The following is a 24,720-nucleotide window of genomic DNA, read 5'->3' as shown; positions in this document are numbered from 1 at the left end:
CACTGCCCCGCGCCGTCGGGTGCGACGGTTGCCGTGACGATCGGATCGTTCCCGGCAGAGGCGACATTTTAGTATGCAGGAGGCTTGGAAGGTGTCAACAAACCCGGAGTCACAGCGGGACTTTTGAAGGGAAACACGATCTCATGGACTACCTGTTTGCCAGTCGACTGAACTCGTTCCGCTCGCATGGCGGCACCAGGATATCGGTGCCGGAGGCGATCCGGATCATGGCCAAAGTGCCCGGCATGTCGGCTCTCGAACTGAATTTCCCGCAGCATTTCGGCGATGCCGCCGACGAGATCCTCGCGGCGGCGGCCGACGTCGGGATGCCGATCACCGCGCTGAACCTGCGCTGGGACGGGCCGGATTTCGCCGATGGTGCCTTCACCCATCCGAAGCCTGAAAACCGCGCGCATGCGATTGCCACGGCGATCGCCGCGGTCGATTGCGCAGCGGCCAACGGCATTCCGCATGTCATCCTGTGGATGGGGCCGGACGGGTTCGATTACCTCTTCCAGGCCGATTACACCACGCTTTGGGACATGGAAGTCGACGGTTTCCGCCAGGTTGCGTCACGCAATCCCGATGTCCGGGTGAGCGTCGAATACAAGCCGAGCGATCCCCGTCGCGTGTCGCTCCTGCGCAGCATGTCGGATTCGCTGCTGGCGGTTCACGAGGTCGGCCTGCCGAATTTCGGCGTGACGCTGGACGTCTGCCACGTGCTGATGGCCGGCGAGCAGCCGGCCGCGGTCGCGGCCCAGGCGCTGCGCGCCGGGCGGCTGTTCGGCGTTCACATCAACGATGGCTACGGGCCGGCCGACGACGGCATGATGGTGGCGTCGATCCACCCGTTCCACATGCTCGAACTGCTGCTTGAACTCCGCAAGGGCAAGTTCGGCGGCACGATCTATTTCGACACCTTCCCGGAACTGGTCGACCCGACCAGCGAATGCGCCAACAACATCCGGATGGTGAAGCGGCTGGAAGCGCTCCTCGACCGGATGCCGCTGGACGACCTCAGGGCGATCCAGAAAAAGCAGGACGCGATGGCGGCGACGGCGCTCGTCCAGGATCTCGTCTTCGGCGATGGCAATGGCTGACGACCGACGCGGCCCGGGCGTCGTGGTGCTCGGCAGCGTGCACATGGACCTGATCGCCGCGGCCGACCGGCTTCCCGGACCGGGGGAATCGGTGGGCAACGGGGTGTTCACCAGGGCGGCCGGCGGCAAGGGCGGCAACCAGGCCTGCCAGTTCGTCCTGGCTGGCGGCGCGGCGCGGATGCTGACGCGGCTCGGTGACGACGATTTCGGCCGGTTTTTGCTGCATGGCCTGGAGGCGAAGGGTGTCGACACGACGCTGGTTGTTCGCGACCCGGATGCGCCGACCGGGGCCAGCACCGTGTTCGTCGCGGACGAGGACTACTGTTCGATCATCGCGCCGGGTGCTGCCGCCAACCTGTCGGAAGCCGATGTCGAGGCAGCGCGGGCGGCGATCGAGGCGGCGGATGCGCTTGTCTTGCAACTCGAACTACCGGCCGCGATCTCGGCCTATGCCGCGGCGATCGCCGCAGAAGCCGGAACGCGGGTGATCTTCAACGCCTCGCCGGCGCCCGAGGGCGTGGCGGCGCTGCCCGGGGCGCTGCTTGGCGCGACGTCGCTGCTGGTGGTCAACCGCGTCGAAGCCGGGCGCCTGCTCGGGCGCGGGGTGGAAAGCGCCGACGCCGAGGCGGCAGTCGCGGCGCTCAGCGCGGACCTCGGGATCGGGACGGTTGTCGTCACGCTGGGCGGCGAGGGAATCGTCGCAATCCAGGACGGCATCATCCGCCGTCAGCCGGCCTTTGCCGCCACGGTCGTCGACGCGGTCGGGGCGGGGGATGCGTTCCTTGGCACCTTCGCGACCGGGTGGCTCGAGGGCATGCCGCTCGACGCGGCGCTCTGCCGTGGCGCCGCCGCCGGGGCGCTGGCGGTTTCGCGGAGCGGCGTCTACGACGCGCTGCCGGACCGCCAGTCGGTGGACCGGTTCCTGGCCGAGACTGCCGCGTCCTGATCAGTGCGGCGCGGCGAGCAGCGCCTCGATTTCGGCGAGCGTCGGCATGGACGGCGCGGTGCCGTGGCGGGTCACCGAGAGGCCGGCAACCGCACAGCCGAATCGAGCGGCCTCGGCCGGCGGCATGCCCATGGCAAGGGCCGCGGCGAAGCCGCCGTTGAAGGCATCGCCGGCGCCGGCCGTCTCGACCACAGGGTCGACGGCGAACGCCGGGATGAGGGTCGATTCGACCGGTGTATGGAGCAGCGCACCGGCTTCGCCGAGGGTGATCAGCGCGGTGCCGACGCCCTTGTCGAGGAAGGCATCGCCGGCCTTTCGCGCCTGCTCGATGTTGGTGACCGGCAGGTTGGTGAGGAAGGCGGCCTCGGTCTCGTTCGGCGTGACGTAATCGCACAGCGCGTATATGGCGTCGTCGACGGGCGCCGCCGGCGCCGGGTTGAAGACCGTGATGACGCCGGCCTCGCGGGCGATCTCAAGGCCGCGATGGGCGGTTTCGGCCGGCTGCTCGAGCTGGGTGACGAACACCGCGGCGCCGCGGATCGCGTCGGCCGCCGCGTCGACATCGGCCGGGCTGATGCTTTCGGCGACGCCGGGCGAGACGATGATGGCGTTCTCGCCGGTCTTGTCGTTGACGTAGATGAAAGCGGCGCCGGTCGGCTGGTCCGGCGTCTCGACGACACGGGCGGCGATGCCCTCATTCTCCCAGGTGGCGCGGGCGACGGCGCCGAAATCGTCGGCGCCGAGGCGCGAGATGAAGGTGACGGCGGCGCCGGCCCGCGCGGCCGCGACGGACTGGTTCGACCCCTTGCCGCCCGGTCCCATCTTGAAGCCGGTGCCGAAGATGGTTTCGCCCATCGCCGGCATGCGGTCGGCGCGGAAGGCGAGATCGGCGACGAAGACGCCGAGAATGGCAATGCCGCGTTTTTCGTCGGTCATGTCAGCGGTCCCGGCTCAATCGGCGTCGGGCGGGATGACGCCCTTCTTGAAGGCGAAACAGCCATAGAAGCGGCGTTCGCCGGTCTGGATGACGCAATAGGCCTTCTTGGCGAGGTCGTAGAAGGCGAAGCGCTCGATCGAGCCCATCGGCATGGCGCGGCCCTCGGCGGCGTCGACTTCCTTCTGGACCTCCGCCTGCACCGGCGGCACCTCGTCCGGCTTGTCGACGATCTCCATCCGCAGCGCCGGCTCGGGGACGAAGGAATCGAGCGGCATCACCGAAAGGATCGCCCTGGTGGCGCGGGCGGCGGAGACATTGTCGATCCGCAGCAGGGTGCCCAGCACGGTCTGCCGCGCCACCGAATCGGCCGGGAAGTTGGTGTCGCAGATGATGACGTCGTCGCCATGGCCCATGGCGCGCAGGGCGCCGAGGACTTCGGCGTTGAGAGCGGGATCGATCGATTTCAGCATTGCGGTTTCCCCCCGGGTGTTGTTCAGCGTGATTGGCTTGCCTGTTCCGATAACGTCAAACGGGCCGATTGACCATGCCCATGACGCCGGTCAGGCGCCCATGTATTCGCGGCGGGCGATCTGCTCGCCGAGGGTCAGCCAGCGCCGGGCGACCTCGCCGTCGCCGGCCATCGACGCGGCGAGCGTCGTGGCGCGGAGTTCGGCGAGGCGGGACACCGGCAGGGTCTGGTTGGCGTCGATCTCCTCGGCGATCTCGACGAAGCGGCGGGCCGCCTCGCCGCCGCCGAGGCGGGGAGCGAGATCCTCGTCGAGGAAGCGCTCCCAGGTCAGCGTCGGGTCCCAGCAGAAGCGGGCGAAGGCGAGGTAGCTGAGTTCCGCCGTGGCGCAATAGGAGGAAACCTCGCCCCAGACGGTGAGGCCGTCCATGCCGACCTTGTCGGCGACCGTCGCCATGTCGGCGAAGACCCGGGCGTTGAGGGCGTAGCGCTCGGTGCGCTCGTCGCCGTTCCACTGGCAGGCGAACTGGCAGCGCAGCACGTTCGGCTGGGTCGGCAGCGCCTCGACATAGTCGCGCTTCAGCTCGGTGCGGAGCCGGTTCCAGAAGCTGCGGTTGGCGGTGTGCTGGTAGATGGCGCCGGGCGGCAGGCTGGTCTGGGCATCGCTGGCGACGGGATCGAGCAGGTTGTCCCACTGCATCTCGCAATAGATCCACAGATCCGGCTTCTTCGCCTTGGCGGCGCGATAGAGGCGCGGGAAGTTCTCGGCCATGTCGGTGTGCGACCACGAATCGCCGTGGTCGTCGCGGCGGCGGGCGGCTTCGGCGTCGTTCTTGCGGCGGGCGACGCAGCGGTCGCAGCCGCAGACGCCGTAGTCGCCGCTCTCGATGTTGATGCCGCCGATGTCGAAGGTCTCGGCCAGCCAGGACACCGCTTCCTCCATCCACTCAATGGTCTCCGGCGCGCTCGGGCAAGCGCTGACCGTGTAGTCGGAATGGGGGAAATTGAGCGGGAAGGAGAGATCGGCGAGCTGGAAGCCGACACCCTTTTCCATGGTCGCGGCGAATTGCGGGTTCTTCTTCAGCCAGGTCGAGAGATTGTAGGGGTGGTCGCCTTCCCAGTAGACGCCACCATAGGCGCCGATGGCGATGCCGGGGATGATGCGGACGCCGCGCTCGTTGGCGTAGCGGCAGAGTTCCTGCGCGGCCTCGATGCCGCCGTGGCTGTCGCGGAGGAAGCCGTAGATGACGATGCCGGCGATGCGGTTCAGGCTGCAGAAATCGACCAGCCGGCAATAGTCGGCGAGGAAGCCGCCGGGCGGCTTGCTGTAGGGATTGAAGACGCCGATCTCCTGGACGCCGACCTGCGACAGCTCCCAGTTGGTCGAGTGGTCCCAGGTCCAGAAGGTGCGGTAGGCGAGGCCCGGGGCTTCGCTGACGGTGCCGGGCGCGACGGCCAGCGTGGCCGGGTCGGTGCCGCCATTGGCGATGAGGTGCTCGACCGCGTAGATGACGCCGGAGAGGCTGCCGCCGGCGATGGCGATGGACGGGGCGGTGGTCGTCTCGATGCGGAAAGCCCCTTCGGCCAGCGCGTCGTCGATCGACAAGGAGACGGTCGCGGCGGCGTCATTGGCCTGCCAGTCGACCCCCGGGAACGCCTCCTTGAAGCGGCGAAGGGCATGCGGGAAGGCTTCGGCGCCTGAGACTGCGACGTTACCGGCGAGGAGGGCTTGGTCCGAACTGCTCATGGAAATGGGGATCCCGGTTCACTGGCTGGTCATTGTGGCCGACGATGCGGCCCTACGACTGACTTGATGCCACACCAGTTCAGCGATGCAATCAACCGGAGCGCGTTGTCGCGGGCCGTACCGGGCATGGTGGTGGCAAGGGCGGCCGGCGGTCAACCGGCTGCCGGAAGGTCGACGCGGAATCCGCTGAGGCGCAAGGACGGGTCGCTCCAGACGGCGACGTCGCCGCCATGGAGGCGGGCGATCTGGCGGACCAGCGACAGGCCGAGGCCGGCGCCGGGGCGGTCGCCGCCAAGGCGGTGGAAGGGGGTGAAGACCTTTTCGCGTTCCGCCTCGGGAATGCCCTCGCCGGTATCGAGGACGCGGATCGCGGCGCGGTCGGCTTCCTTGTGCAGGGTGACCGTGATCGGCGGGCGGCCGTGGCGTTCGGCGTTTTCGAGCAGGTTGCGGATCAGGCGGCGGAGGAGGAGCGGGTCGGCGGTGACAATGACGCTGTCGCCGGTGAAGTCGCAGTCGTCGAAGCGGGCGCATTCCTCGGCGCAGAGCGCTTGCAGGTCGACCACCTCGACGGGGCCGAGGGCGGGGCTGGCTTCGAGGCGGCTGAACAGCAGGATCTCGTCGATCAGACGGTCGAGCTCGACGATGTCGGACTGCAACTCCCGCTTTAGCTTCGCGTCGGGGCGCTTGTCGAGGAGATCGAGGCCGAGCCGGATGCGGGCCAGGGGTGTGCGCAGTTCGTGCGAGGCGTTGGCCAGCATCATCCGGTTGGCGGCGACCAGGGTCTCGATGCGGGCGGCGGCCTGGTTGAAGCTTTCGGCCAGATGGGCGACCTCGTCGCGGCCCTCGACCCTGACGCGGGCGGCGAGGTCGCCGGCGCCGAGGGTCTCGACGCCGGCCTTGAGGCGCTCCAGCCGGCGGGTCAGGCCGCGGGCGACGGGATAGGCGGAGACGCCGACGACGAGGGCGATGATGCCGAGGAAAAGGATGAGGCCGATGACCGGGTTGCGCTTGTCGGCGCCGAGATCGACGACCAGCCAGCGGCCGTCGTCGAGGGCGAAGGCGTAGGCCGGGCCGTGGGCGCCATGGGACCAGCCGCCGTCATCGCGCCAGCGCGGCAGCGGCAGGTCCATGCCGGTGGAGGCGACCAACTGGCGGGCGCTGTCATAGAGGGCGATATCGGTGTCGAGCCTTGCGGCCAGCGTGTCGAGAGCCTGCTGCTGGGCGGTGGCCGGGGCGGCGGCGGCGGGGAGAGCGGCGAGGGCGATGTCACCGGCCAGATCGAGCGCCGCGCCGACGGTCGGCTGCTGGGCGCCGAGATGCCAGACCGAGCCGGCGACCAGAACGACGAGCAGCAGGCTGCCGATGATCGTCAGGTAGATCTTGCGGTAGAGGCGCTTCATGGCGGGCGGTCAGTCCTGCGCCCTGGCGAAGAGATAGCCGGCGCCCCGCACCGTGATAACGCGGCGCGGCTTCTTCGGGTTGTCCTCGATCGCGGCGCGGATGCGGGAGATGTGGACGTCGATCGAGCGGTCGAAGGCTTCCAGCCGCTCGTTGCGCAGGCGATCCATCAGAATATCCCGCGACAACACCCGGCCGGCGTGGCGGGCGAGTTCGAGGAGCAGGGCGAACTGGTAGCCGGTGAGGTCGACGGCGACATCGTCGAGACGCGCCTGGCGGGCATCGACGTCGATCTCCAAGCGGCCGAAGCGAAGGATTTCGGTCGCCGCCGCGCCGCGACCGCGGCGCAGGATCGCCTTGATGCGGGCCAGCAATTCGCGCGGTTCGAACGGCTTCGGCAGGTAGTCGTCGGCGCCGAGTTCGAGTCCGACGACCCGATCCATGGCGTCGCCGCGGGCGGTCAGCATGAGGATCGGCGTGTCGGCGCGGGCGCGGATGCGCTTGCAGACCTCGAGGCCGTCGATGTCGGGAAGCATCAGGTCGAGGACGACGAGATCGAAGAGGCCGCCGGCATGGGTGGCGACGGCGTCCTCGCCGGTCGGGGCGACGGACGTGCGATACCCGGCCTCGCCGAGATAGCCGGAAACCATCTCGGCAAGGCGGGCATCGTCTTCGACCAGGAGGATCTTTCCGGTCACGTGTCGTCCGGGCTAGCCACGGTGGAACGCGCTGAGCCTAGCAAGAAACTCCAGACGGTCGCCGATTTTCTCCCGCTGCTCCGCGGTGAGAACCTCCGACGCCTCGACCAGTGCGCCGGCGACGACGCGGCTGGCTTTGTCGGCGACGGCCAGCTTCTCGGCCCGGAACGCCTCGACGGCGGCGGGATCGACGGTCGGCGCCGTGAGCATGTCGATCAGTTCCTTGGCGGTTTCGGCGCGATCGCCGATCTCGCCGCGAAGGGCGATGAGATCGGTGGCGGCGCCGGTGAAGATGACGGTCAGCTTTTCTTGCTGCTCGCCGGTAGCGTCGACCTCGACGGCGATCTGCCCGACGACCCTGCCGATCCGCTCCTCGACCTCGGCCGGATCGAGGGAGGCCTTGAACATCATGCCGTGGCGGGCGCCGTCCGAATGGTTCCAGCGGCTGTGCCAGCCGCCTTCGTCGCTCAGCGCGGTCCGGGCGAAGACGCCCGCGGTGCCGACGGCGATCACGGTGACGGCGAGAATACCGAGGAAACGGCCGCGGTGACGCGGGCCGCGGACGGGCGTTGCGGGGGTGTTGTTATCGCTGACGCTCATTGTCTGTTCTCCATGATCAGGGCGCTGTATGGCGCCGGGGACAGACAGGAAAATGGTGGATCGAGGTTTCGCCCGCTTCTCGCCAAAGTAAAGTTTTGTAAAGGCGCGGACACCGGATCCCGGGCAAGCGGCCATCGCGGCCAATCGTCCACCGACCTTGCCGGCAGGGCCGAAATGCGCGATTCTTCATCATCGGAACCGGTTCGGTCCGGTCACGATCGATTTCATCAGGGCCCGATCCCGTCCGAGGGCGGCAGGGTCGGGATTTTCATGCATTCCGCTCTTCGTTTCGTCTTTCTCCTGATCGCATCGCTGTTCATCGCCGGCACCGCGCCGGCGGGCCTGTTCGCGCCCGGTGGCAGCGAGGCCCGGGCCGAGACGCCGGCGCCGGTGATCGGCACGGTCTATGTCTTCCGGCCGATGGGCGGACGGTTGGCCAGTCCGGAGATGGACAACCTGGCGGCCAAGATCCGGGCCCGCGGCCTCGAGGCCGATGTCTACAATTACACCAACTGGCTGCGCCCGGCGAAGGATGCGATCGCCCGTTACAGGGCCGAGGAATGGAAATCGCCGATCATTGTCATCGGCCATTCGGCCGGCGGCGATTCGGCGATCCGCTTCGCCCTGTGGCTCAAGCGCTCGGGCGTGCCGGTCAACCTGATCGTGACGCTCGACCCGACGCGGATTGCCGGCAAGGTGCCGGCCAATGTCGAGCGCTTCGTCAATATCTATTCGTCGGTGAATACGCTGGGCGGCGGCGACCCGGAGCCGGCCCGCGACTATCGCGGTCATTTCGCCAGCGTCGACCTCAAGGATTTCTCGGTCATGCACCGCTACCTGCCGGGGATTGCCGGCCTGCAGGAGACGGTTGTCGAGAAGATCGCCGCCGTTGCCGAGCGCCCGGCGGCGGTGGACGGCCCGGCGATCCAGATCGCCTATGCGATCCCGCGCGGCGAGGCGATCGTCCTGTGGGACGGTGGCGTGCCGGTCGCCGCGGCCGCCGGCGACACGCCGGCTTCCGTCGCAGCTCAATTCGGCGTGCCGGCATGGGCGATCGCCGCGATCAACGAAGTCGATCCGGCACGCCCGCTACCGGCGGGAAAGCGCCTGACCGTGCCGCATCATTTCGAGGCGGATGCCGGCCAGTAGCGGCTCTAGCCGGTGCCTTCGGCGCCGGCCCCGCAAACCAGGGCGCAGATGTGCTTCGCGTCCTCAAGCCCGGGAACGCCCTTGTTGAGGGCCGCCAGCGACGCGGCGCCCGACAGGTCGGCGGCGACGCCCATCTCGAACCACAGCCATTCCGAGGCCGCCTGCATCTCCTCGTCGGAAACCAGCACGATATCGTCGACATTGCGGCTGACGATCTCGTAATTGATCTCCTCGGTCTTGCGGCAGGTCATGGTCGGGACCTTCGAGGTCACTTCCGGCAGTTCGACCAGGCGGCCGGCGTCGAGGCAGGCCTTCAGGGTCGGTGAGCCGGTCGGCTCGACGCCGATGATCCTGACGCCCGGCCGGCGGGCGCGGATGGCGGTCGACATGCCCGATATCAGGCCGCCGCCACCGATGGCGATGAGGATCGCGTCGACGTCCGGCAGATCGTCGAGGATCTCCAGGCCGACGGTGCCCTGGCCAGCGATGACCAGCGGATCGGCGAAGGGATGGAAATAGATGGCGCCGGTCCTGGCGACGAGATCGAGGGCAGCGGCATTCGACACCGTCCACTCGTCGCCGACGACCTCGACCTTTGCCTCCCAGGCCTTCATCTTGGCAACCTTGGCGGGGGAGACGCCGGTGGGCACGAAGATGGTGGCCGGGACGCCGGCGGCATAGGCGGAGCGGGCGACGGCGAGACCGTGATTGCCGCCCGAGGCGGTGACGATGCCGCTGGTGAGCTCCTCCTTCGGCGTGGCGAGCAGGCGATTCATCGCGCCGCGCGCCTTGAACGAGCCGGTGACCTGCAGCAGTTCCAGCTTCAGCGAGACCTTCGCCTCGGTTGGCGGCCGGGTCTTGAGCTGGTCGAGCGCGGTGACCGGCGTGTGCCGGACCTTGTCGGCGATGCGCTGCCGCGCGGCTTCGATATCGGCGATTTCAATCATCAGATCTTTTCCTGGTAGGGCGCGGCGACGACGAGACAGCAGTTGCCGGGTTTGACGCGGCCGGGCTGACGCCGACCGTAGAGGATGCCGTCGGCCTGATAGGTGAGGGTTTCCGGCGGGCGCGTCGGATCCCACGGGCAGTGGATGCGGCCGGCTTCCTCGCCGGCGCGGACCTCGCGGCCCTTCTGGTGGAAGCCCTCGAACACGCCATCCATTGTCGCGTAGACGAAAGCCTTCGAGCCGGGCAGTTCGAGGACCTTCTGGTTCTCGTGGCGGATCTCGATCGTGTGGCCCGGCAGCACGCCGAGATGGGACAGGACGTTGCGAACGCCGCGGCGGCAGATTTCGAGCGCCTCGATCGACACCGTGCCGCAGCCGCCCATTTCGGTGCCGACGGTGATCAGTCCGGAGGCGATGGCCGACGCGGTGGCGGTGCGGGTGTCGCCGAGATTGCTGATGACGACGATGGCCGGGGCGTCGAAGGCGCGGTTGGCGGCGATGCTCTTGCGTTCAAGCTCGGCATCCTCGGCCGGCTCGACAACCGAACTGGGCAGGATGTCGAGCGACGAACCGCCGGAGTGAAGGTCGATGAAGGCGTCGCCGCGCGGCAGGATCTCGTCAGACATGAAGGCGGAAATCTGCTGGGTCATGGTGCCGCGCGGATCGCCCGGAAAGGTCCGGTTGAAGTTGAGCCCGTCGACGGTGGATGTGCGCTGGCCGGCGATGGCCGCGGGAACGTTGACCGACGGCATCAGGATCAGCCGTCCCTCGACCTGATCGGCGGGGAGGTCGCGCATAAGCTCAGCAATGGTGATCGGCCCCTCGTACTCGTCGCCGTGGTTGCCGCCTTCGAGGATCACCGTCGGTCCCTTGCCATTGGAGATGACGCCGATCGGGATGCGGGTCACGCCCCAGGCGTCGTCATGCGGCGAATGCGGGATCATGACGAAGCCGTTCTGCTTGCCCGGCTTGTCGATGTCGATGGTGGTGAAAGCGGTGCTTGCCCGCGGCCCGGTGATGCGGCGGCCCATGGCGTTCCCTCTCGATTCGATTGGCGGCTGGAGGTTAGTCCGATCGTGCGCGGTTCAACATATACCCGAACTTGCAGGCGATCGCCGGCAACCCGTTGTCGCTGCGGATTTCATGTCCGACCCATCGGGCGTCGGTCAGCGCAGGAGCAGATAATCGCCGTCGAGGGTCGCCTGGAAAATCTTGCGCGCGGCGTCGAGGGTGAGCGGGACGGGATTGCCGCCGGCGGTGGGATCGACGATCGCCATCTCGGCAATCGTCTCGGCGCGGAGGCCGTCGATACCGAAATCGGCCAGGGTCTCCGGGACGCCGATCTGCCGGCGAAGGGCGATCACCGCTTCGAGGAAGCCGTCGAAGCCGCCGTCGATGCCGAGATAGGCGGCGAGACGGGCGATGCGCGCCTCGATCGCGGACCGGTTGAAGACCAGGACGAAGGGCATGAAGACCGCGTTGGTCATGCCGTGGTGGGTGTTGTAAAGCGCGCCGACCGGATGCGACAGCGAGTGAATGGCGCCGAGGCCCTTCTGGAAGGCGGTGGCGCCCATCGCCGCGGCGCTCATCATATGGGCGCGGGCCTCGATGTCGGCGCCGTCGGTGAAGGCTCTGGGCAGGTTCTCGAAGACGAGTCGTATGCCCTCGACGGCGACGCCATCGGCGATCGGGTGGTAACCCGGCGAACAATAGGCCTCGAGGCAGTGGGCGAAGGCGTCCATGCCGGTGCCGGCGGTGATGACCGGCGGCATGCCGACGGTGAGTGCGGGATCGCAGATGACGATCTTCGGCATCATCGCCGGGTGGAAGATGACCTTCTTGGTGTGGGTCGCCTCGTCGGTGACGACGCCGGCGCGGCCGACCTCGGAGCCGGTGCCGGCGGTGGTCGGCACCGCGACGATCGGTAGGATGCCGGCCGGATCGGCGCGGGTCCACCAGTCGCCGATATCCTCGAAGTCCCAGACCGGGCGGGTCTGGCCGGCCATGAAGGCGATGAGCTTGCCGGTATCGAGGCCGGAGCCGCCACCGAAGGCGACGACGCCGTCATGGCCGCCGGCGCGAAGGGCCGCGACGCCGTCGGTGACGTTGCGCTCGACCGGGTTGGGCTGGACATCGGCATAGAGGCCGGGGGCGAGGCCGGCCTGTTCGAGCAGGGCCATCGTCTCTCGCGTGATGTCGAGCTTCGCCAGCCCGGCGTCGGTGACCAGCAGCGGTTTCGTGATGCCGGCGGCGGCGCAGACGGCGGGGAGTTCGGCAATGCGGCCCGGCCCGAAGCGGACGGCGGTCGGGTAGTTCCAGTTGGCGGTGATGGTCGTCATGATGGTTCCGTGGGGAGGGCGCGGTCCGGTCAGATCTCGCGGAGGTGGAAGCTCTTCGGCTGGGTCAGCGTCTCGAAGCCGAATTTCGACAGGGTGACGCCGCGGCCGGTATCCTTGACGCCGGTCCAGACCAGTTGCGGGTCGAGATAATCGCAGCGGTTCATGAAGACCGTGCCGGTCTCGATGCGGCTGCCGAGGGCGGCGGCGCGATCGGTATCGGCGGTCCAGATCGAGGCGGTCAGGCCGTAGGGGCTGTCGTTCATCAGGGAGACGGCCTCGTCGTCGCCGCGCACCTTCATGATACCGACGACCGGGCCGAAGCTTTCCTCGCGCATCACCGCCATCTGGTGGTTGACGTCGACCAGCACCTCGGGGGCGAGGTAGGGCGAGCCCGGACGGTCGGCGGCGACCTTCATGTCAACCAGCGGCGTCGCGCCCTTGCGCTTCGCCTCGGCAACCTGCTCGCGCACCGTGTCGGCGACGGCGCCGCGGGCCATCGGACCGAGGGTGGTCTCCGCATCGAGGGGGCTGCCGACGACATATTTCTTCGTCAGGTCGGCGAAGCCGTCGACGAAGTCGTCATAGACGCGCTCGTCGACATAGATGCGTTCGATGCCGCAGCAGCACTGGCCGGAATTGTAGAAGGCGCCGTCGACGAGATTCTCGATGGCGTGGTCGAGCTTGGCGTCGGCCATGACATAGGCCGGGTCCTTGCCGCCGAGCTCGAGGCCGAGAGAGGCGAAGGTGCCGGCGGCGGCGCGCTCGATGACGCGGCCGCCGGAGACCGAGCCGGTGAAGTTGATGTGGTCGATCTGGCCGGAGCCGACCAGTCGTTCGGTCTGGGCGTGGGAGAGGACGATGTTCTGGAACAGGCCTTTTGGCAGGCCGCTCCTGGCGAAAGCCTCGGCGAAGCGCTCGCCGACCAGCAGGGTCTGGGTGGCGTGCTTGAGGATCACCGCGTTGCCGGAAAGCAGCGCCGGGACGATGGTGTTGACGGCTGTGAGGTAGGGGTAGTTCCACGGTGCGATGACCAGGACCAGGCCGAGCGGGTCGCGGGCGACGTAGCGGCGGAAGCCGGGCTTCTCCGGCGGGTAGTAAGGCGCCAGCGCTTCCTCGGCCATGGCGACGGCGGCGCGGGTGCGCTCCTCGACGCCGCCCTTCTCGCCGCCGAAGCGGGTGGGGCGGCCCATTTGCCAGGCGAGCTCGGTGACGATGTCGTCGTTCATCGCCATGAGTGCGTCGAGAAAGGCCAGGATGTACTTGCTGCGCTCGGCGACGGTTGTGTGGCGCCACTCGGCCTGGGCGGCGCGGGCGGTGGAGACCGCAGCCTCGACCGCGGCGTCGGTGGCGATCGGCCGCTCGGCATAGATCGAGCCGTCGACCGGGGAGATGATTTTTGCGGTGTCGCTCATGGCGGTGGTCTCTCGGTGGAGCCGTTCAGTATTGCTCGAAGCCGCGCTTCAGTTCCCAGTCGGTGACGCGGCGGTCGTATTCGGACTGTTCCCACTCGGCGGTGTGGACATAGTGATCGACGACGTCGTCGCCGAGGGCGGCGCGGAGCATCTTCGACTTCGTCATCAGGGCGGTGGCTTCGCGGAGCGTCTTGGGGACTTCGCGGAGGCGCTTGCCCTGGTAGGCGTCGCCGACGAAGGCCGGCTCGAGCTCCAGCTTCTCGTCGATGCCGGCGAGGCCGGCGGCGATCAGCGCGGCGATGGCGAGATAGGGATTGAGGTCGGCGCCGCCGATGCGGCATTCGGTGCGGATCGACTTGCCGTTCTCGCCGACCAGCCGGAAGCCGGCGGTGCGATTGTCGCGGCTCCAGATCGCCTTGGTCGGGGCGAAGGTGCCGGCCTGGAAGCGCTTGTAGGAATTGACGTAGGGAGCGAGGAACCAGGTCATCTCGCGGGCGTATTTGAGGTGGCCGGCCATGAACTGGCGCATCAGCGTCGACATGCCAAGCTCGGCGGCTGAATCGAGGAACAGCGGCTTCTTGCCGGCCTTGTCCCAGAGCGAGGCGTGGATGTGGCTGGACGAGCCGGCCAGCGCCGTGTCCCACTTGGCCATGAAGGTGACCGCCTTGCCCTGACCGTGAACGATCTCCTTGATGCCGTTCTTGAGGATGGCGTGGCGGTCGGCCATCGCCAGTGCGTCGGCGTAGCGGATGTTGATCTCTTCCTGGCCCGGACCCCATTCGCCCTTGGAGCTCTCGACCGGAATGCCGGCGCCTTCCAGCCCGAGGCGGATGGCGCGCATGGTGCCTTCCTCCTTGGTGGTCTGGAGGATGTGGTAATCCTGGATGTAATGGCCGGAGGTGGCGAGGTCGGCGTAGCGCTTCCGACGGATCGCCTCGTAGTCCTCGTCGAAGAGGTAGAATTCGAGCTCGGTGGCGACGAAGGCCGACATGTTGCGCTCGGCCAGCCGGGCGATCTGCCGGCGCAGGATGGCGCGCGGGCTGTGGCTGAGGTCCTCGTGGGTGTGATGATCGAGGACGTCGCAGAGGACCAGCGCCGTTCCTTCGAGCCATGGAATCCGGCGCAGCGTCGCCAGGTCGGGCTTCATGACGAAGTCGCCATAGCCCTTTTCCCAACTCGCCGCCTTGTAGCCCGGCACCGGCTCCATATCGATATCGGCGGCGAGGAGGTAATCGCAGCCATGGGTCTCGGTATGGGCTTCCTCGACGAAGTACCCGGCCTGGAAGCGCTTGCCGATCAGCCGCCCCTGCATGTCGACCATGCAAGCGAGGACCGTGTCGATCTCGCCGGCGGCGGCCGCCTTCTTCAGTTCCGCGAGTGTCAGCATGCCTGCCATGGAGCGATGGTGCCCGTTTCTGTGCCGTCAGGAGGTGGCCCGGGGGGCAAGATGATCCCCCCGGGCCGTTCGATCAATCGCCATGTTGCAGGCGACCGGACATCGCCTAGCCGTAGCGGTAGGGCGGTCCTGCCTTCTCCATGACGCCGGCGTAGTTCTTGAGGATCTCGACGACGCGGGCGCTTCGGTCGCTCTCCTTGGCGATGTCCGCCCAGAAGGTCTCGGCCGCCTTGACCACCTGGTTCCATTCCGATTCCGGAATCGAGGTGAGCTCAAGCTTGTCGCCCTCGACGCGGAGCTTGGCTTCGCCGCCCCAGTACCACCACTGGCGGTAATAGTGCGAGGAATCCATGGTCAGCTGGAACAGCGTCTTGAGGTGATCCGGCACCTCGGCCCAACGCTCGCTGTTGGCGAAGAAGGAACCGATCCAGGCGCCGGTGATGTTGTTGGTCAGGAAGTACTTGGTGACGTTCGCCCAACCGACCGTGTAGTCCTCGGTGATGCCGGACCAGGCCATGCCGTCGATCTCGCCGGTCTGCACCGCGACCTCGGCATCCTCGTAGGGAATGTTGACCGGCACGACGCCGAACTGGCTGAGGAAGCGGCCGGCGGTCGGGAAGGTGTAGACCCGGAGGCCCTTGAGGTCTTCGAGGCTGCGGATCGGCTTGGTGGTGTTGAAGTGGCAGGGATCCCACGAGCCGGCCGACAGCCAGGTGACGTTCTCGACTTCCGAATAGGCTTCTTCCCAGATCTCCTTCAGGCCGTACTGGTTGAACAGCACCGGCACGTCGAGGGAGTAGCGGGTGGCGAAGGGGAAGTAGCCGCCGAAGACCGAGACGTCGACGGGCGCGGCCATCGAGTCCTCGTCGCTCTGCACGGCGTCGATGGTTCCGGCCTGCATGGCGCGGAAGAGTTCGCCGGTCGGCACAAGCTGATCGGCGGTGTAGAGCTCGATTTCCATCTCGCCATTGGCGACCTTGTTGAAGGAATCGATCGCCGGCTTGATGACGTGCTCGGCCAGCGATGCGCCGGCATAGGTCTGCAGCCGCCACTTGATCGCGGTCTGGCCGAGGACGGCCGGTGCGGCCAGGGTCGAGGCAGCCGCCGCACCCGCGGTGGTGACGCCGGCCTTCTTCAGAAACTCGCGTTTGCTGATCTTGGATTGCTGGGTCATTTCACGAAGACTCCTTTCATCGTGTTGGTCCGAAGACACGTGATGCGGTCCCCCGGACTAAAAGGGACCAGTCTCGCCGCAAGACCTGCTTCTTCCCTGGCTCAACGATCGCTCGCAGCATTGTCTCTCACTGGCCATAGACGGTCCTCGGCAAATACAGAGCGATCTCAGGGAAGGCCATGACCAGCGCCAGCGCGGTGACCATGACAAGAACGAAGGGGAGGATGGAGCGGTAGATGTCGCCGAGCGTCACTTCCGGCGGCGCCATCGCCCGCATCAGGAAGAGGTTGTAGCCGAAGGGCGGCGTCATGTAGGCGATCTGGCAGGTGATCGTGTAGAGCACGCCGTACCAGACGAGATCGAATTCGAGCGCCCTGACCAGCGGCACATAGAGTGGTGCGACGATGACCAGCATGGCGGTGTCGTCGAGGAACATGCCCATCAGGATGAAGGAAAGCTGCATCATGATGAGGACTTCCCAGCGCGTCATGTGAAGCTGGCCGAGGAAGAAGCCCTCGATCGCCTTGACCGCGCCGAGCCCGTCGAAGACGGCCCCGAAGGCCAGCGCCGCCAGGATGATCCACATGAACATGCAACTGATGCCGAGGGTCTTCTTCACCGTCGAATGGAGGACCGAGAAGGTCAGGCGCCGCTTGATCAGGGCGGCGACGGTGGCCGCCGTCGCGCCGACCGCGGCGCTTTCGACGAGGCTCGTGTAGCCCATCAGGAAGAGGCCGGTCATGAAGAAGAAGATCAGGAAGGGAAGGATGCCGGCCCGCAGCAGAAGGAGCTTTTCCTTCAGCCCGATGTCGCGCTCTTCCTTCGGCAGCGGCGGCCCGAGCTCCGGCCGAAGCTTGCAGCGGACGAGGATGTAGAGAATGAAGAGGCCGGCCATCATCAGGCCGGGGAAGACGCCGGCCATCCATAATTGGCTGACCGGCTGGCGCGCAATGATGCCGTAGAGGACGAGGACGACGCTCGGCGGGATCAGGATGCCGAGCGAACTGCCGGCCTGGATCACGCCGGTGACCATGATCTTGTCGTAGCCGCGCCGCAGCAATTCGGGCATGGCGATGGTGGCGCCGATCGCCATGCCGGCGACGCTGAGGCCGTTCATCGCCGAAATGACGACCATCAGGGCGATGGTGCCGATCGCCAGCCCGCCTGGCACCGGCCCGAACCAGACATGGAACATCCTATAGAGATCGTCGGCGATGCCGGTCTCCGACAGGACGTAGCCCATGTAGATGAACAGCGGCAGGGTCAGCAGCGGATACCATTTCATCAGCTTCATGGCGGCGCTGAAGGCGATTTCCGAACCGCCGTCGCCCCACAGCAGCATCGCCGAAACCGAGGCGACGAAGCCGATGGCGGCAAAGACCCGCTGCCCCGTCAGGAGCATCAGCATCATCGACGAGAACATCAGGATGGCGATGAGCTCGTAACTCATGACAGCGGCTTCCCACGGGCTTCGGCGACATTCTTGAAGAAGGTCGCGATCGCCTGCAGAAGCATCAGGAAGATGCCGATGGTCATGACGATCTTGATCGGCGCCATCGGCGGCGCCCAGGCCGAATAACTCTCCTCGCCATATTGCAGGGCATAGCTGGTGCTGCGGATCGCGCCGTAGAGCAGGACACCGAGATAGAAGAGCAGGAAGAGGATGGTGACGGAATCGACCGTCGCCCGGGCTCGCGGCGACCAGCGGCCGTAGAGCAGGTCCATCCGGACGTGGCTGTTGGAATCCATCTGCATGGAGTAGCCGCCGCCGAGCAGAAAATAGGCAACCATGACGAACTGGGCCATCTCAAGCGTCCAGAGCGGCGGCATGGCGAAGGTCTTGGCAACCGAGGAATAGAGAAGCACCGCGACCAGCGCGAAGATCAGGTACATCGCGATCAAGCCGACGAAGCGGTTCATCGCGTCGACGAAGCGCACGAAGGCTCTTATCGGTGCGGGCATGGCCCCATTCCCCGTTCGATCAGCATTTAGGTCGTTGGTCCCCTGGCTACGATCGTCTTCCCGTCTTCATCTTGTTCCATTCCCTCCATCCGGGTCGCCGGCCGATGGCGGACGATCCGGTCTTGCAAGAATCGTTCACGCGGCCGCCGGTCCCGCCGCCTGTCCATCGATTGCGAAGTCCCGGACAATCGTTGCGAGGCGGCTTCCCCACTGCTGTTGCGCCGTGGCGTCGGCGATCTCGTCGTTGCGGATTTCGATCATTACCGCGGCAAGGGCGTCCTGCGCGCGGTGCCGGGAAAGCGTGTAATAGACACGGTCGGCCGGCGAATAGGGTTCGTTGACGCCGACGGTCAGCGTCGGGTCGGCGCGCAACGCGCCGATCAGGGTGTCGGCGAGGCGGCGGTCGTCGTCGAACAGGATGCCGATCTGCCACGGGCGGTGGCGATCGCGCCAGACGGGGGTGAAGGAGTGGACGGCAATCAGCGACGTCTGCCGGCCGGCGGCGCGGCGCGCGGCAAGGCAGGCTTCGATCGCCGCGTGATAGGGGGCATGCACCGCCGCCAGTCGCCGGGTCCGTTCGGCCGCATCGAGATTGCTGTTGCCCGGCACGGTGAGCCCGTCGCCCTCGGCGACGATCAGGTCCGGCGCGGCCGGGTCGCGGTTGCAGTCGATGACGAGGCGGGAAACATCGGGCCACAGCAGCGGCGCGTCGAGATCGGCCGCCATCTGCCGGGCTACGCCGAGCGCGCCGGGATCCCAGGCGATGTGCCGGTCCAGGGCCTCGGGCGCGAGGCCGAGCGAGGCGTAGTCCAAGGGGACGGTCTGCGAAGCGTGGTCGCAGACGATCACGAAGGCGCCGGCACCGTCCGCATTCTCGATTTCGATGGGGTCGCGGTCCCCAGCGGCCATCCGGTTGCCCCCAGCTCCGTCGGACATGACCGACGTGAATGGAACGTTACAAAGTGGTATGTTGCGACCACTTCTGTAACATCTCATACGGTGCCCGGCGGATTGTCAATCGCCCCGGCGCCACGGTGTGGACGAGGTGGGGAAGAATGAAGGGGATCGAGATTTCGCTGGCCGAGCGTATCCGCGACGGGCTGTCGGAGATGACCCGCTCCGAGCGTCGCGCGGCGCAGACGCTGCTGGCGAATTACCCTCTGCAGGGGCTCGAGAGCGCGGCCCAGTTCGCGGAGCAGGCCGGTGTCAGCACGCCTTCGGTGCTGCGCTTCGTGGCGCGGATCGGCTTCGCCTCCTATCCGGATTTCCAGCGCCGCCTCAAGGAGGAGGTCGAGGCGCAGCTACGTTCGCCGCTGGCGAAATCCGACGACGGGCAGGGCGGCGGCGACCGGAAGGATCGGCCGCACCAGGTCTTTGCCGAGGCGGTCGCCGAGAATGTCGTCGGCACCTTCCGCCACCTGCCGGCCGACGAGATGGACGCCGTCGGCGGTCTTCTCTCCGATCCGCGACGACCTCTGCATTGCCTTGGCGGCCGGTTCACCGATCCACTCGCCCGCTACATGACCGCGCATCTGAGGATCATCCGGCCGAATGTCAGCCACTTCGAGGGGCAGCCGGACAACTGGCGGGACCAGCTGGTCGACATGAACGGCCGCGACGTGTTGTTCCTGATCGACATTCGCCGCTACCAGGCCGACCTCCGCGATCTCGCGGCGGCGGCGGCCAAGCGCAAGGTGACGACGATCGTGCTCACCGACCAGTGGCTGTCGCCGGCCGCACGTTTCGCCCGGCACGTGCTGCCGGCGCGGGTGTCGGTTCCCTCCGCCTGGGATTCGAACGCGGCGCTGCTGGCGGTGATCGAGGCGCTGATCGCCGACGTGATGACCCGGCGCTGGGGCGAGAGCCGCGAGCGCATGGCGGCGATCGAGGGATTGCGCGGCCGCTCCGAGTCGGGTGAAACATCCGCTGGCGACTAGCGGGGGAAACCAGTGTGAGCAGCGTGAGGAGCGACGGGATCGACGGGGCGGGGGAGCCGGTCCTGATCGGCATCGACGCGGGGACGACGTCGATCCGGGCGATCGCCTTCGACCAGCGGGGACGCAAGGTCGCGGTCGGGGCGCGGCCGACGCCGATGCGGATCGTCGAGACCGGGGGCGAATACGAGCCGGACGAGATCTGGGGCCTGGTGGTCGAAGCCCTGAGCGAGGTGGGCGCGGCGCTTGCCGGCCGTCCGGTCGGGGGCATCGCGGTCGCCAGCGTCGGCGAAAGCCCTGTGCTGATCGGCGATGACGGGCAGTCGCTGGCGCCGTCGCTGGTCTGGTACGACCGCCGGACCGAGCCGCTGGTCGAACAGATCGTCGCGCGGGTCAGCGAAGACCGGATCTTCGGGATCAGCGGCCACGCGGTCCAGCACTATTACACGCTGCCGAAGCTCATCTGGATGCGCGCGCACTGGCCCGAGGAAATGGCCAGGGCGCGCCATGTGTTGATGATGGCCGACTGGATCGCCTATCGCCTCAGCGGCGAAATGGCGACCGACCCGTCGCTCGCCTCGCGGACGCTCTATTTCGACATCGCGGCGCGGCGCTGGTCGGCCGAGATGCTGGCGCTGGCCGATGTCGATACGGACTTCCCGGCGCCGGTCGCCGCCAGCGGCACGGCCCTCGGCCGACTGCGCGACGACGTGGCGGCGGCGACGGGGCTCGTCGGCGCGCCGATGGTCGGTGTCGGCGGGCACGACCATGTCGTCGGCGGCTTCGCCGTCGGGCTGCGCGAGCCCGGGACGATGATCGACAGCATGGGCACCGCCGAGGCGATGATGCTGGCCAACGCCGCGCCGCTGTCGGACCCGGAGATGCTCAACCGAGGCTTCTACCAGGGGGCGATCGGCGCCGACCGGACGATGTCCTATCTCGGGGCGGGGATCTTCAGTTCCGGCGGGGCGATGGAATGGCTGCGCTCGATCGTCGGCGGCATTCCGGTCGAGACGCTGATCGCCGAGGCCGCCACGATCCCCCCCGGCTGCCACGGCGTCGCCTTTCTCGCCGATCTCGGCGGGCTGTCGCCGCCCGAGCCCGATCCGTATGCGCGCGGCGCCTTTGTCGGCATGACGCCGCAGACGACGCCGGCGACGCTTTATCGCGCGGTTCTCGAGGGGCTTGCGATGCAGTCGCGGATGATCTTCGACGGGATGGTGTCGCTGCCCGGGGTCGAGACGCCGCGGGAGCTGCGGCTGATCGGCGGCGTGTCGCGCAACCGGCTGTTCCTGTCGATCAAGGCCAGCGTGCTTGACCGTCCGATCATCGTCGTCGAGGAGCCGGAGGCGACGGCGCTCGGCGCGGCCCTGCTCGGCGGTATCGCCGGCGGTGTCTTTCCGTCGCTCGATTCGGCGCTTGCGGGACTCGACCGGACCGAGTTCGTGGTCGAGCCCGGGGCCGATACCGGGCAATACGGCCAATTGCGCGCGATGGTATTTGAGGGGTTGCATGCTAGGATGCGCCCCATCAACCGGAGCCTCCATGCGTACCTGGGAGGGTTGGAGGCCCGCTGATGTCGGGTGGCCGGCGCCGAAACGCCGGCCGAACATGGATGTCATCGGGACGTTTGTCGCCGTGGGATCCGACAAAGAATGGGAGGAATACATGATTCAACGCAGGTCATTTCTCGGTCTGATGGGCGCCGCTGGAGCGGCGGCCGGCACCGGACTCCTGACGACGCAGGCAGCGCTCGCGCAGGACAAGAAATTCACCATCGCCCTGGTTCCGGGCCTTACGACCGACGCCTTCTACATCACCATGCATCGCGGCGCGCAGGCGGCCGCCGACGCACTGGGGCAGGATCTTCTGTTCCAGGGCGCTTCGGAATGGAACGTCACGCTTCAGGTGCCGGTGCTTGACGCGGTCATCGCCCGCAACCCGGCCGCGATCCTGATCGCGCCGACCGACAAGGTGCAGCTCGTCGAGCCGCTGAAGAAGGCCCATGCCGCCGGCATCACGGTGGTCTGCGTCGACACCTTCATCGGCACCGGCGTCTTCCAGACCGGGTCCGGCGACGCCGACTTCCCGATCTCCTATGTCGCGTCCGACAACGTCCTCGGCGGTGTCATGGCGGCGCGGGCGCTGGCCAAGTCGATCGGCGAGAAGGGCAAGGTCTACGTCTCCAACGTCAAGCCCGGCATCTCGACGACCGATCAGCGCGAGGAAGGCTTCAAGAAGGAGATGGCCAACCACCCGAACATCGAGATCCTCGAGACCCAGTTCAACGACGACGACGCCAACAAGGCGGCGGCCCAGGTCCAGGCGGTCATTGGCCGCGTACCGGATCTCGCCGGCGTCTTCGGCGCCAACCTGTTCTCCGCCTCCGGCACCGCCAACGGCGTCAAGCAGGCCGGCAAGCAGGGCGTCGTCAAGATCGCGGCCTTCGATGCGCCGCAGTCGGTGGTCCAGGAACTCAAGGACGGCACCTTCGAGATCGTCATCGCCCAGCACCCGGCCGAGATCGGCTATTTCGGCTTCGTGTCGGCCTTCGCCCATCTCACCGGCAACCCGGTCCCGACGCTGATCGGCACGGGCTTCACGGTGATGACGAAGGACAACATCGACGATCCGGATATCGCGAAGTACCTCTACACCGGCTAGGTGCGGAGTTACCGGTTCTAACGACGTTGGACCGCCGGCCTCCCGGCCGGCGGTCTCTCTGACCGTCACACCAACGCGGATTGCCGATGACTGCCATACCTCCTGCCGGCGGCCCGATGGGGCCGGGCGTCCTGTCCCGTATCGCCGATCTCCGGGCGTGGATATTCCTTGTCCTGCTCCTGATCTTCTTCGAGACCTGGGCGAATGTCGCCTATGGCGTGACCTTCATCGGCAACACCTACAATCTCCAGTCGATCGGCATCTTCGCCACGGCGCCGCTGCTCCTGGCGCTTGGCCAGACCTTCGTCATCATATCCGCCGGCATCGACCTGTCGGTCGGGTTCACGATGGGGCTGGCGGCAGTGGTTTCCGCCCATGTCGCCAACCTCGGCATGAGCCACTTCGGTTTGAATCCCTTGCTGGCCATGCTGCTCGGCCTGCTCTCCGGCATCGCCGTCGCCTTCATCCCGGGACTGGTCAACGGCTGGTTGATCGCGCGGCTCAGGGTGCCGCCCTTCATCGGCACACTCGGCATGTACGGGATTGCCCGCGGCGCCGCCTTCCTGATCGCCGGCGGCATGACCGTGCCGGTGTCGAATGAATGGTTTGCCTACATCGGCAATGGCCGGATCTACGGGGTTCCGATCTTGGTGATCATCGCGGTCGTCGTGATCTTCCTCATGCATTACCTGCTGTCGCAGACCAAGTTCGGCCAGCACACCTATGCGCTTGGCGCCAGCCGCGTCGCGGCGGTCCGCTCCGGTATCAATGTCGGCGGGCTGACGATGCGGATCTACCTGCTGGCGGCGGTCTGCGCCGGGCTGGCGGGCGCGCTCTACTCGGCCCGCTTCACCGCAGGCGCGGCGCAGGCCGGCGAACCGCTGCTGCTCAGTTCGATCGCGGCGGTGGTGATCGGCGGCGCCAGTCTGTTCGGCGGCTCGGGAACGATCGCCGGAACGGTGGCCGGCGCGTTGGTCATCGCGGTGATCGAATACGGGCTGGTCTTCATCAATGTCGAGCCGTTCTGGCAGTTCATCGCCGTCGGCGTCGTCATCATCATTTCGGTCCTTGTCGACCAGAGCCAACGCAAGCTCCTGGGAGGGCGGCAGGATGACTGAACCGCTTCTCGACGTCCGCGGCGTGTCGAAATATTTCGGCGGCGTCCACGCGCTGGAAGACGTGTCGATGGACCTCCATGCAGGGGAGGTCGTGGCGCTGGCAGGCGACAACGGCGCCGGCAAGTCGACGCTGATCAAGGCGATTTCAGGGGTTCACAAGGTCGATCGCGGCGACATCCTGCTCGAGGGCAAGCCGGTCACCTATGAGAGCCCGCAACAGGCGCGCGACCACGGCATCGAAACGATCTACCAGGACCTGGCGCTGGCCGACAACCTGTCGATCGGCGCCAACATCTTCCTCGGCCGCGAGCCGAAGCGGAAAGCCTTCGGCTTCCTGCCGGTCCTCGACCGGGGGCTGATGGCCGACGCCGCCAAGGAGACGATGCGGCGCCTCGACTTCCATGTCGATCGCCTGTCAGCGCCGGTTTCCGCCTTCTCGGGCGGGCAGCGGCAAGCGGTAGCGATCGGCCGGGCGATCTACTGGAACGCCAAGATCCTGATCATGGACGAGCCGACCGCGGCGCTTGGCGTGCCGGAGCAGCGCAAGGTCATCGCGCTGATCAAGTCGCTCAAGGAGCAGGGCAAGGGCGTCATCTTCATCTCGCACAATCTCGGCGACATCTTCGCGGTGGCCGACCGGATCGTCGTCCTTCGTCGCGGCATCAAGGCGGGCGAGCGCAAGCCGGACGAGACGACCGGCGACGAGATCGTGCGGCTGATGGTCGGCGGCTGA

23 protein-coding genes are annotated in these 24,720 nt (G+C 67.2%); 8 read left to right on the top strand and 15 right to left on the bottom strand.

Annotation, left to right across the window (positions count from 1 at the left end):
* Positions 1-143: 143 nt before the first annotated feature.
* Both BLT60_RS01500 and BLT60_RS01495 read left to right on the top strand, forming a co-directional pair.
* A complete protein-coding gene (locus tag BLT60_RS01500; RefSeq protein WP_090874443.1) occupies positions 144-1,100 on the top strand; it encodes a TIM barrel protein in 957 nt (318 codons plus the stop codon).
* A complete protein-coding gene (locus BLT60_RS01495) occupies positions 1,093-2,046 on the top strand; it encodes a ribokinase (RefSeq protein WP_175478241.1) in 954 nt (317 codons plus the stop codon). The genes BLT60_RS01500 and BLT60_RS01495 overlap by 8 nt, the downstream gene beginning before the upstream one ends.
* Here the strand turns inward: BLT60_RS01495 and rbsK are convergent, their stop codons facing one another.
* The 6 genes from rbsK to BLT60_RS01465 form a co-directional block, all read right to left on the bottom strand.
* A complete protein-coding gene (rbsK, locus tag BLT60_RS01490; protein ID WP_090874441.1) occupies positions 2,047-2,982 on the bottom strand; it encodes a ribokinase in 936 nt (311 codons plus the stop codon).
* A 15-nt stretch (positions 2,983-2,997) separates the two neighbouring features.
* Positions 2,998-3,453 carry an RbsD/FucU family protein gene (locus BLT60_RS01485; RefSeq protein ID WP_090874440.1) on the bottom strand — a complete coding sequence of 152 codons (456 nt, stop codon included), beginning with the start codon at positions 3,451-3,453 and terminating at the stop codon, positions 2,998-3,000.
* Positions 3,454-3,543: 90 nt separating this feature from the next.
* Entirely contained in the window at positions 3,544-5,196 is a 1,653-nt protein-coding gene (locus BLT60_RS01480) for a hypothetical protein (protein ID WP_090874439.1), read from the bottom strand.
* 152 nt (positions 5,197-5,348) lie between these two features.
* Positions 5,349-6,596, bottom strand: a complete 1,248-nt coding sequence (locus BLT60_RS01475) for a sensor histidine kinase (RefSeq protein ID WP_090874438.1) — start codon at positions 6,594-6,596, stop codon at positions 5,349-5,351.
* Positions 6,597-6,605: 9 nt separating this feature from the next.
* Positions 6,606-7,292, bottom strand: coding sequence for a response regulator (locus BLT60_RS01470; protein WP_090874437.1), 687 nt, complete (start codon positions 7,290-7,292; stop codon positions 6,606-6,608).
* Between the two features lie 12 nt (positions 7,293-7,304).
* A complete protein-coding gene (locus BLT60_RS01465; protein ID WP_090874436.1) occupies positions 7,305-7,892 on the bottom strand; it encodes a Spy/CpxP family protein refolding chaperone in 588 nt (195 codons plus the stop codon).
* Positions 7,893-8,162: 270 nt separating this feature from the next.
* Between BLT60_RS01465 and BLT60_RS01460 the strand changes: the two genes are divergently transcribed.
* Positions 8,163-9,041, top strand: a complete 879-nt coding sequence (locus tag BLT60_RS01460) for a LysM peptidoglycan-binding domain-containing protein (RefSeq protein ID WP_175478240.1) — start codon at positions 8,163-8,165, stop codon at positions 9,039-9,041.
* A 5-nt stretch (positions 9,042-9,046) separates the two neighbouring features.
* On the opposite strand, the gene BLT60_RS01455 is transcribed toward BLT60_RS01460, so the two are convergent.
* The 9 genes from BLT60_RS01455 to BLT60_RS01415 form a co-directional block, all read right to left on the bottom strand.
* On the bottom strand, positions 9,047-9,988 hold the full coding sequence (locus BLT60_RS01455; protein ID WP_090874434.1) for a threonine ammonia-lyase: 942 nt from the start codon (positions 9,986-9,988) through the stop codon (positions 9,047-9,049).
* Entirely contained in the window at positions 9,988-11,019 is a 1,032-nt protein-coding gene (locus BLT60_RS01450; protein ID WP_090874433.1) for a succinylglutamate desuccinylase/aspartoacylase family protein, read from the bottom strand. The genes BLT60_RS01455 and BLT60_RS01450 overlap by 1 nt, the downstream gene beginning before the upstream one ends.
* A 135-nt stretch (positions 11,020-11,154) precedes the next feature.
* On the bottom strand, positions 11,155-12,327 hold the full coding sequence (locus tag BLT60_RS01445) for an iron-containing alcohol dehydrogenase (RefSeq protein ID WP_090874432.1): 1,173 nt from the start codon (positions 12,325-12,327) through the stop codon (positions 11,155-11,157).
* A gap of 29 nt (positions 12,328-12,356) precedes the next feature.
* Positions 12,357-13,739: an aldehyde dehydrogenase family protein gene (locus tag BLT60_RS01440; RefSeq protein WP_090874431.1), complete on the bottom strand. Its 1,383-nt coding sequence runs from the start codon at positions 13,737-13,739 to the stop codon at positions 12,357-12,359.
* Positions 13,740-13,764: 25 nt separating this feature from the next.
* Positions 13,765-15,135 carry a glutamine synthetase family protein gene (locus BLT60_RS01435; protein WP_090874430.1) on the bottom strand — a complete coding sequence of 457 codons (1,371 nt, stop codon included), beginning with the start codon at positions 15,133-15,135 and terminating at the stop codon, positions 13,765-13,767.
* 106 nt (positions 15,136-15,241) lie between these two features.
* Positions 15,242-16,309, bottom strand: a complete 1,068-nt coding sequence (locus tag BLT60_RS01430) for a TRAP transporter substrate-binding protein (protein WP_090874429.1) — start codon at positions 16,307-16,309, stop codon at positions 15,242-15,244.
* Between the two features lie 127 nt (positions 16,310-16,436).
* On the bottom strand, positions 16,437-17,759 hold the full coding sequence (locus BLT60_RS01425) for a TRAP transporter large permease (RefSeq protein WP_090874428.1): 1,323 nt from the start codon (positions 17,757-17,759) through the stop codon (positions 16,437-16,439).
* A complete protein-coding gene (locus BLT60_RS01420; RefSeq protein WP_090874427.1) occupies positions 17,756-18,271 on the bottom strand; it encodes a TRAP transporter small permease subunit in 516 nt (171 codons plus the stop codon). Before BLT60_RS01420 ends, BLT60_RS01425 begins: the two co-directional genes overlap by 4 nt.
* A gap of 135 nt (positions 18,272-18,406) precedes the next feature.
* A complete protein-coding gene (locus BLT60_RS01415; RefSeq protein ID WP_090874426.1) occupies positions 18,407-19,180 on the bottom strand; it encodes an N-formylglutamate amidohydrolase in 774 nt (257 codons plus the stop codon).
* Positions 19,181-19,326: 146 nt separating this feature from the next.
* On the opposite strand from BLT60_RS01415, the gene BLT60_RS01410 reads away from it, so the two are divergent.
* From BLT60_RS01410 to BLT60_RS01390, 5 genes are all read left to right on the top strand, one after another.
* Positions 19,327-20,208, top strand: a complete 882-nt coding sequence (locus BLT60_RS01410; RefSeq protein WP_210185519.1) for a MurR/RpiR family transcriptional regulator — start codon at positions 19,327-19,329, stop codon at positions 20,206-20,208.
* A gap of 14 nt (positions 20,209-20,222) precedes the next feature.
* On the top strand, positions 20,223-21,782 hold the full coding sequence (locus BLT60_RS01405; protein ID WP_090874425.1) for an FGGY-family carbohydrate kinase: 1,560 nt from the start codon (positions 20,223-20,225) through the stop codon (positions 21,780-21,782).
* A 94-nt stretch (positions 21,783-21,876) separates the two neighbouring features.
* Complete coding sequence (locus BLT60_RS01400) at positions 21,877-22,869, top strand: ABC transporter substrate-binding protein (protein ID WP_425284960.1); 993 nt, start codon at positions 21,877-21,879, stop codon at positions 22,867-22,869.
* A gap of 86 nt (positions 22,870-22,955) precedes the next feature.
* On the top strand, positions 22,956-23,987 hold the full coding sequence (locus tag BLT60_RS01395) for an ABC transporter permease subunit (RefSeq protein WP_090874424.1): 1,032 nt from the start codon (positions 22,956-22,958) through the stop codon (positions 23,985-23,987).
* On the top strand, positions 23,980-24,720 hold the full coding sequence (locus BLT60_RS01390) for an ATP-binding cassette domain-containing protein (RefSeq protein WP_090874423.1): 741 nt from the start codon (positions 23,980-23,982) through the stop codon (positions 24,718-24,720). Before BLT60_RS01395 ends, BLT60_RS01390 begins: the two co-directional genes overlap by 8 nt.

The sequence above is a fragment of the Bauldia litoralis genome (genome assembly GCF_900104485.1).
Lineage (GTDB): Bacteria > Pseudomonadota > Alphaproteobacteria > Rhizobiales > Kaistiaceae > Bauldia > Bauldia litoralis.
The sequence above is the reverse complement of the archived record's forward strand: the minus strand, read 5'-3'. Positions and strand labels throughout refer to the sequence as shown.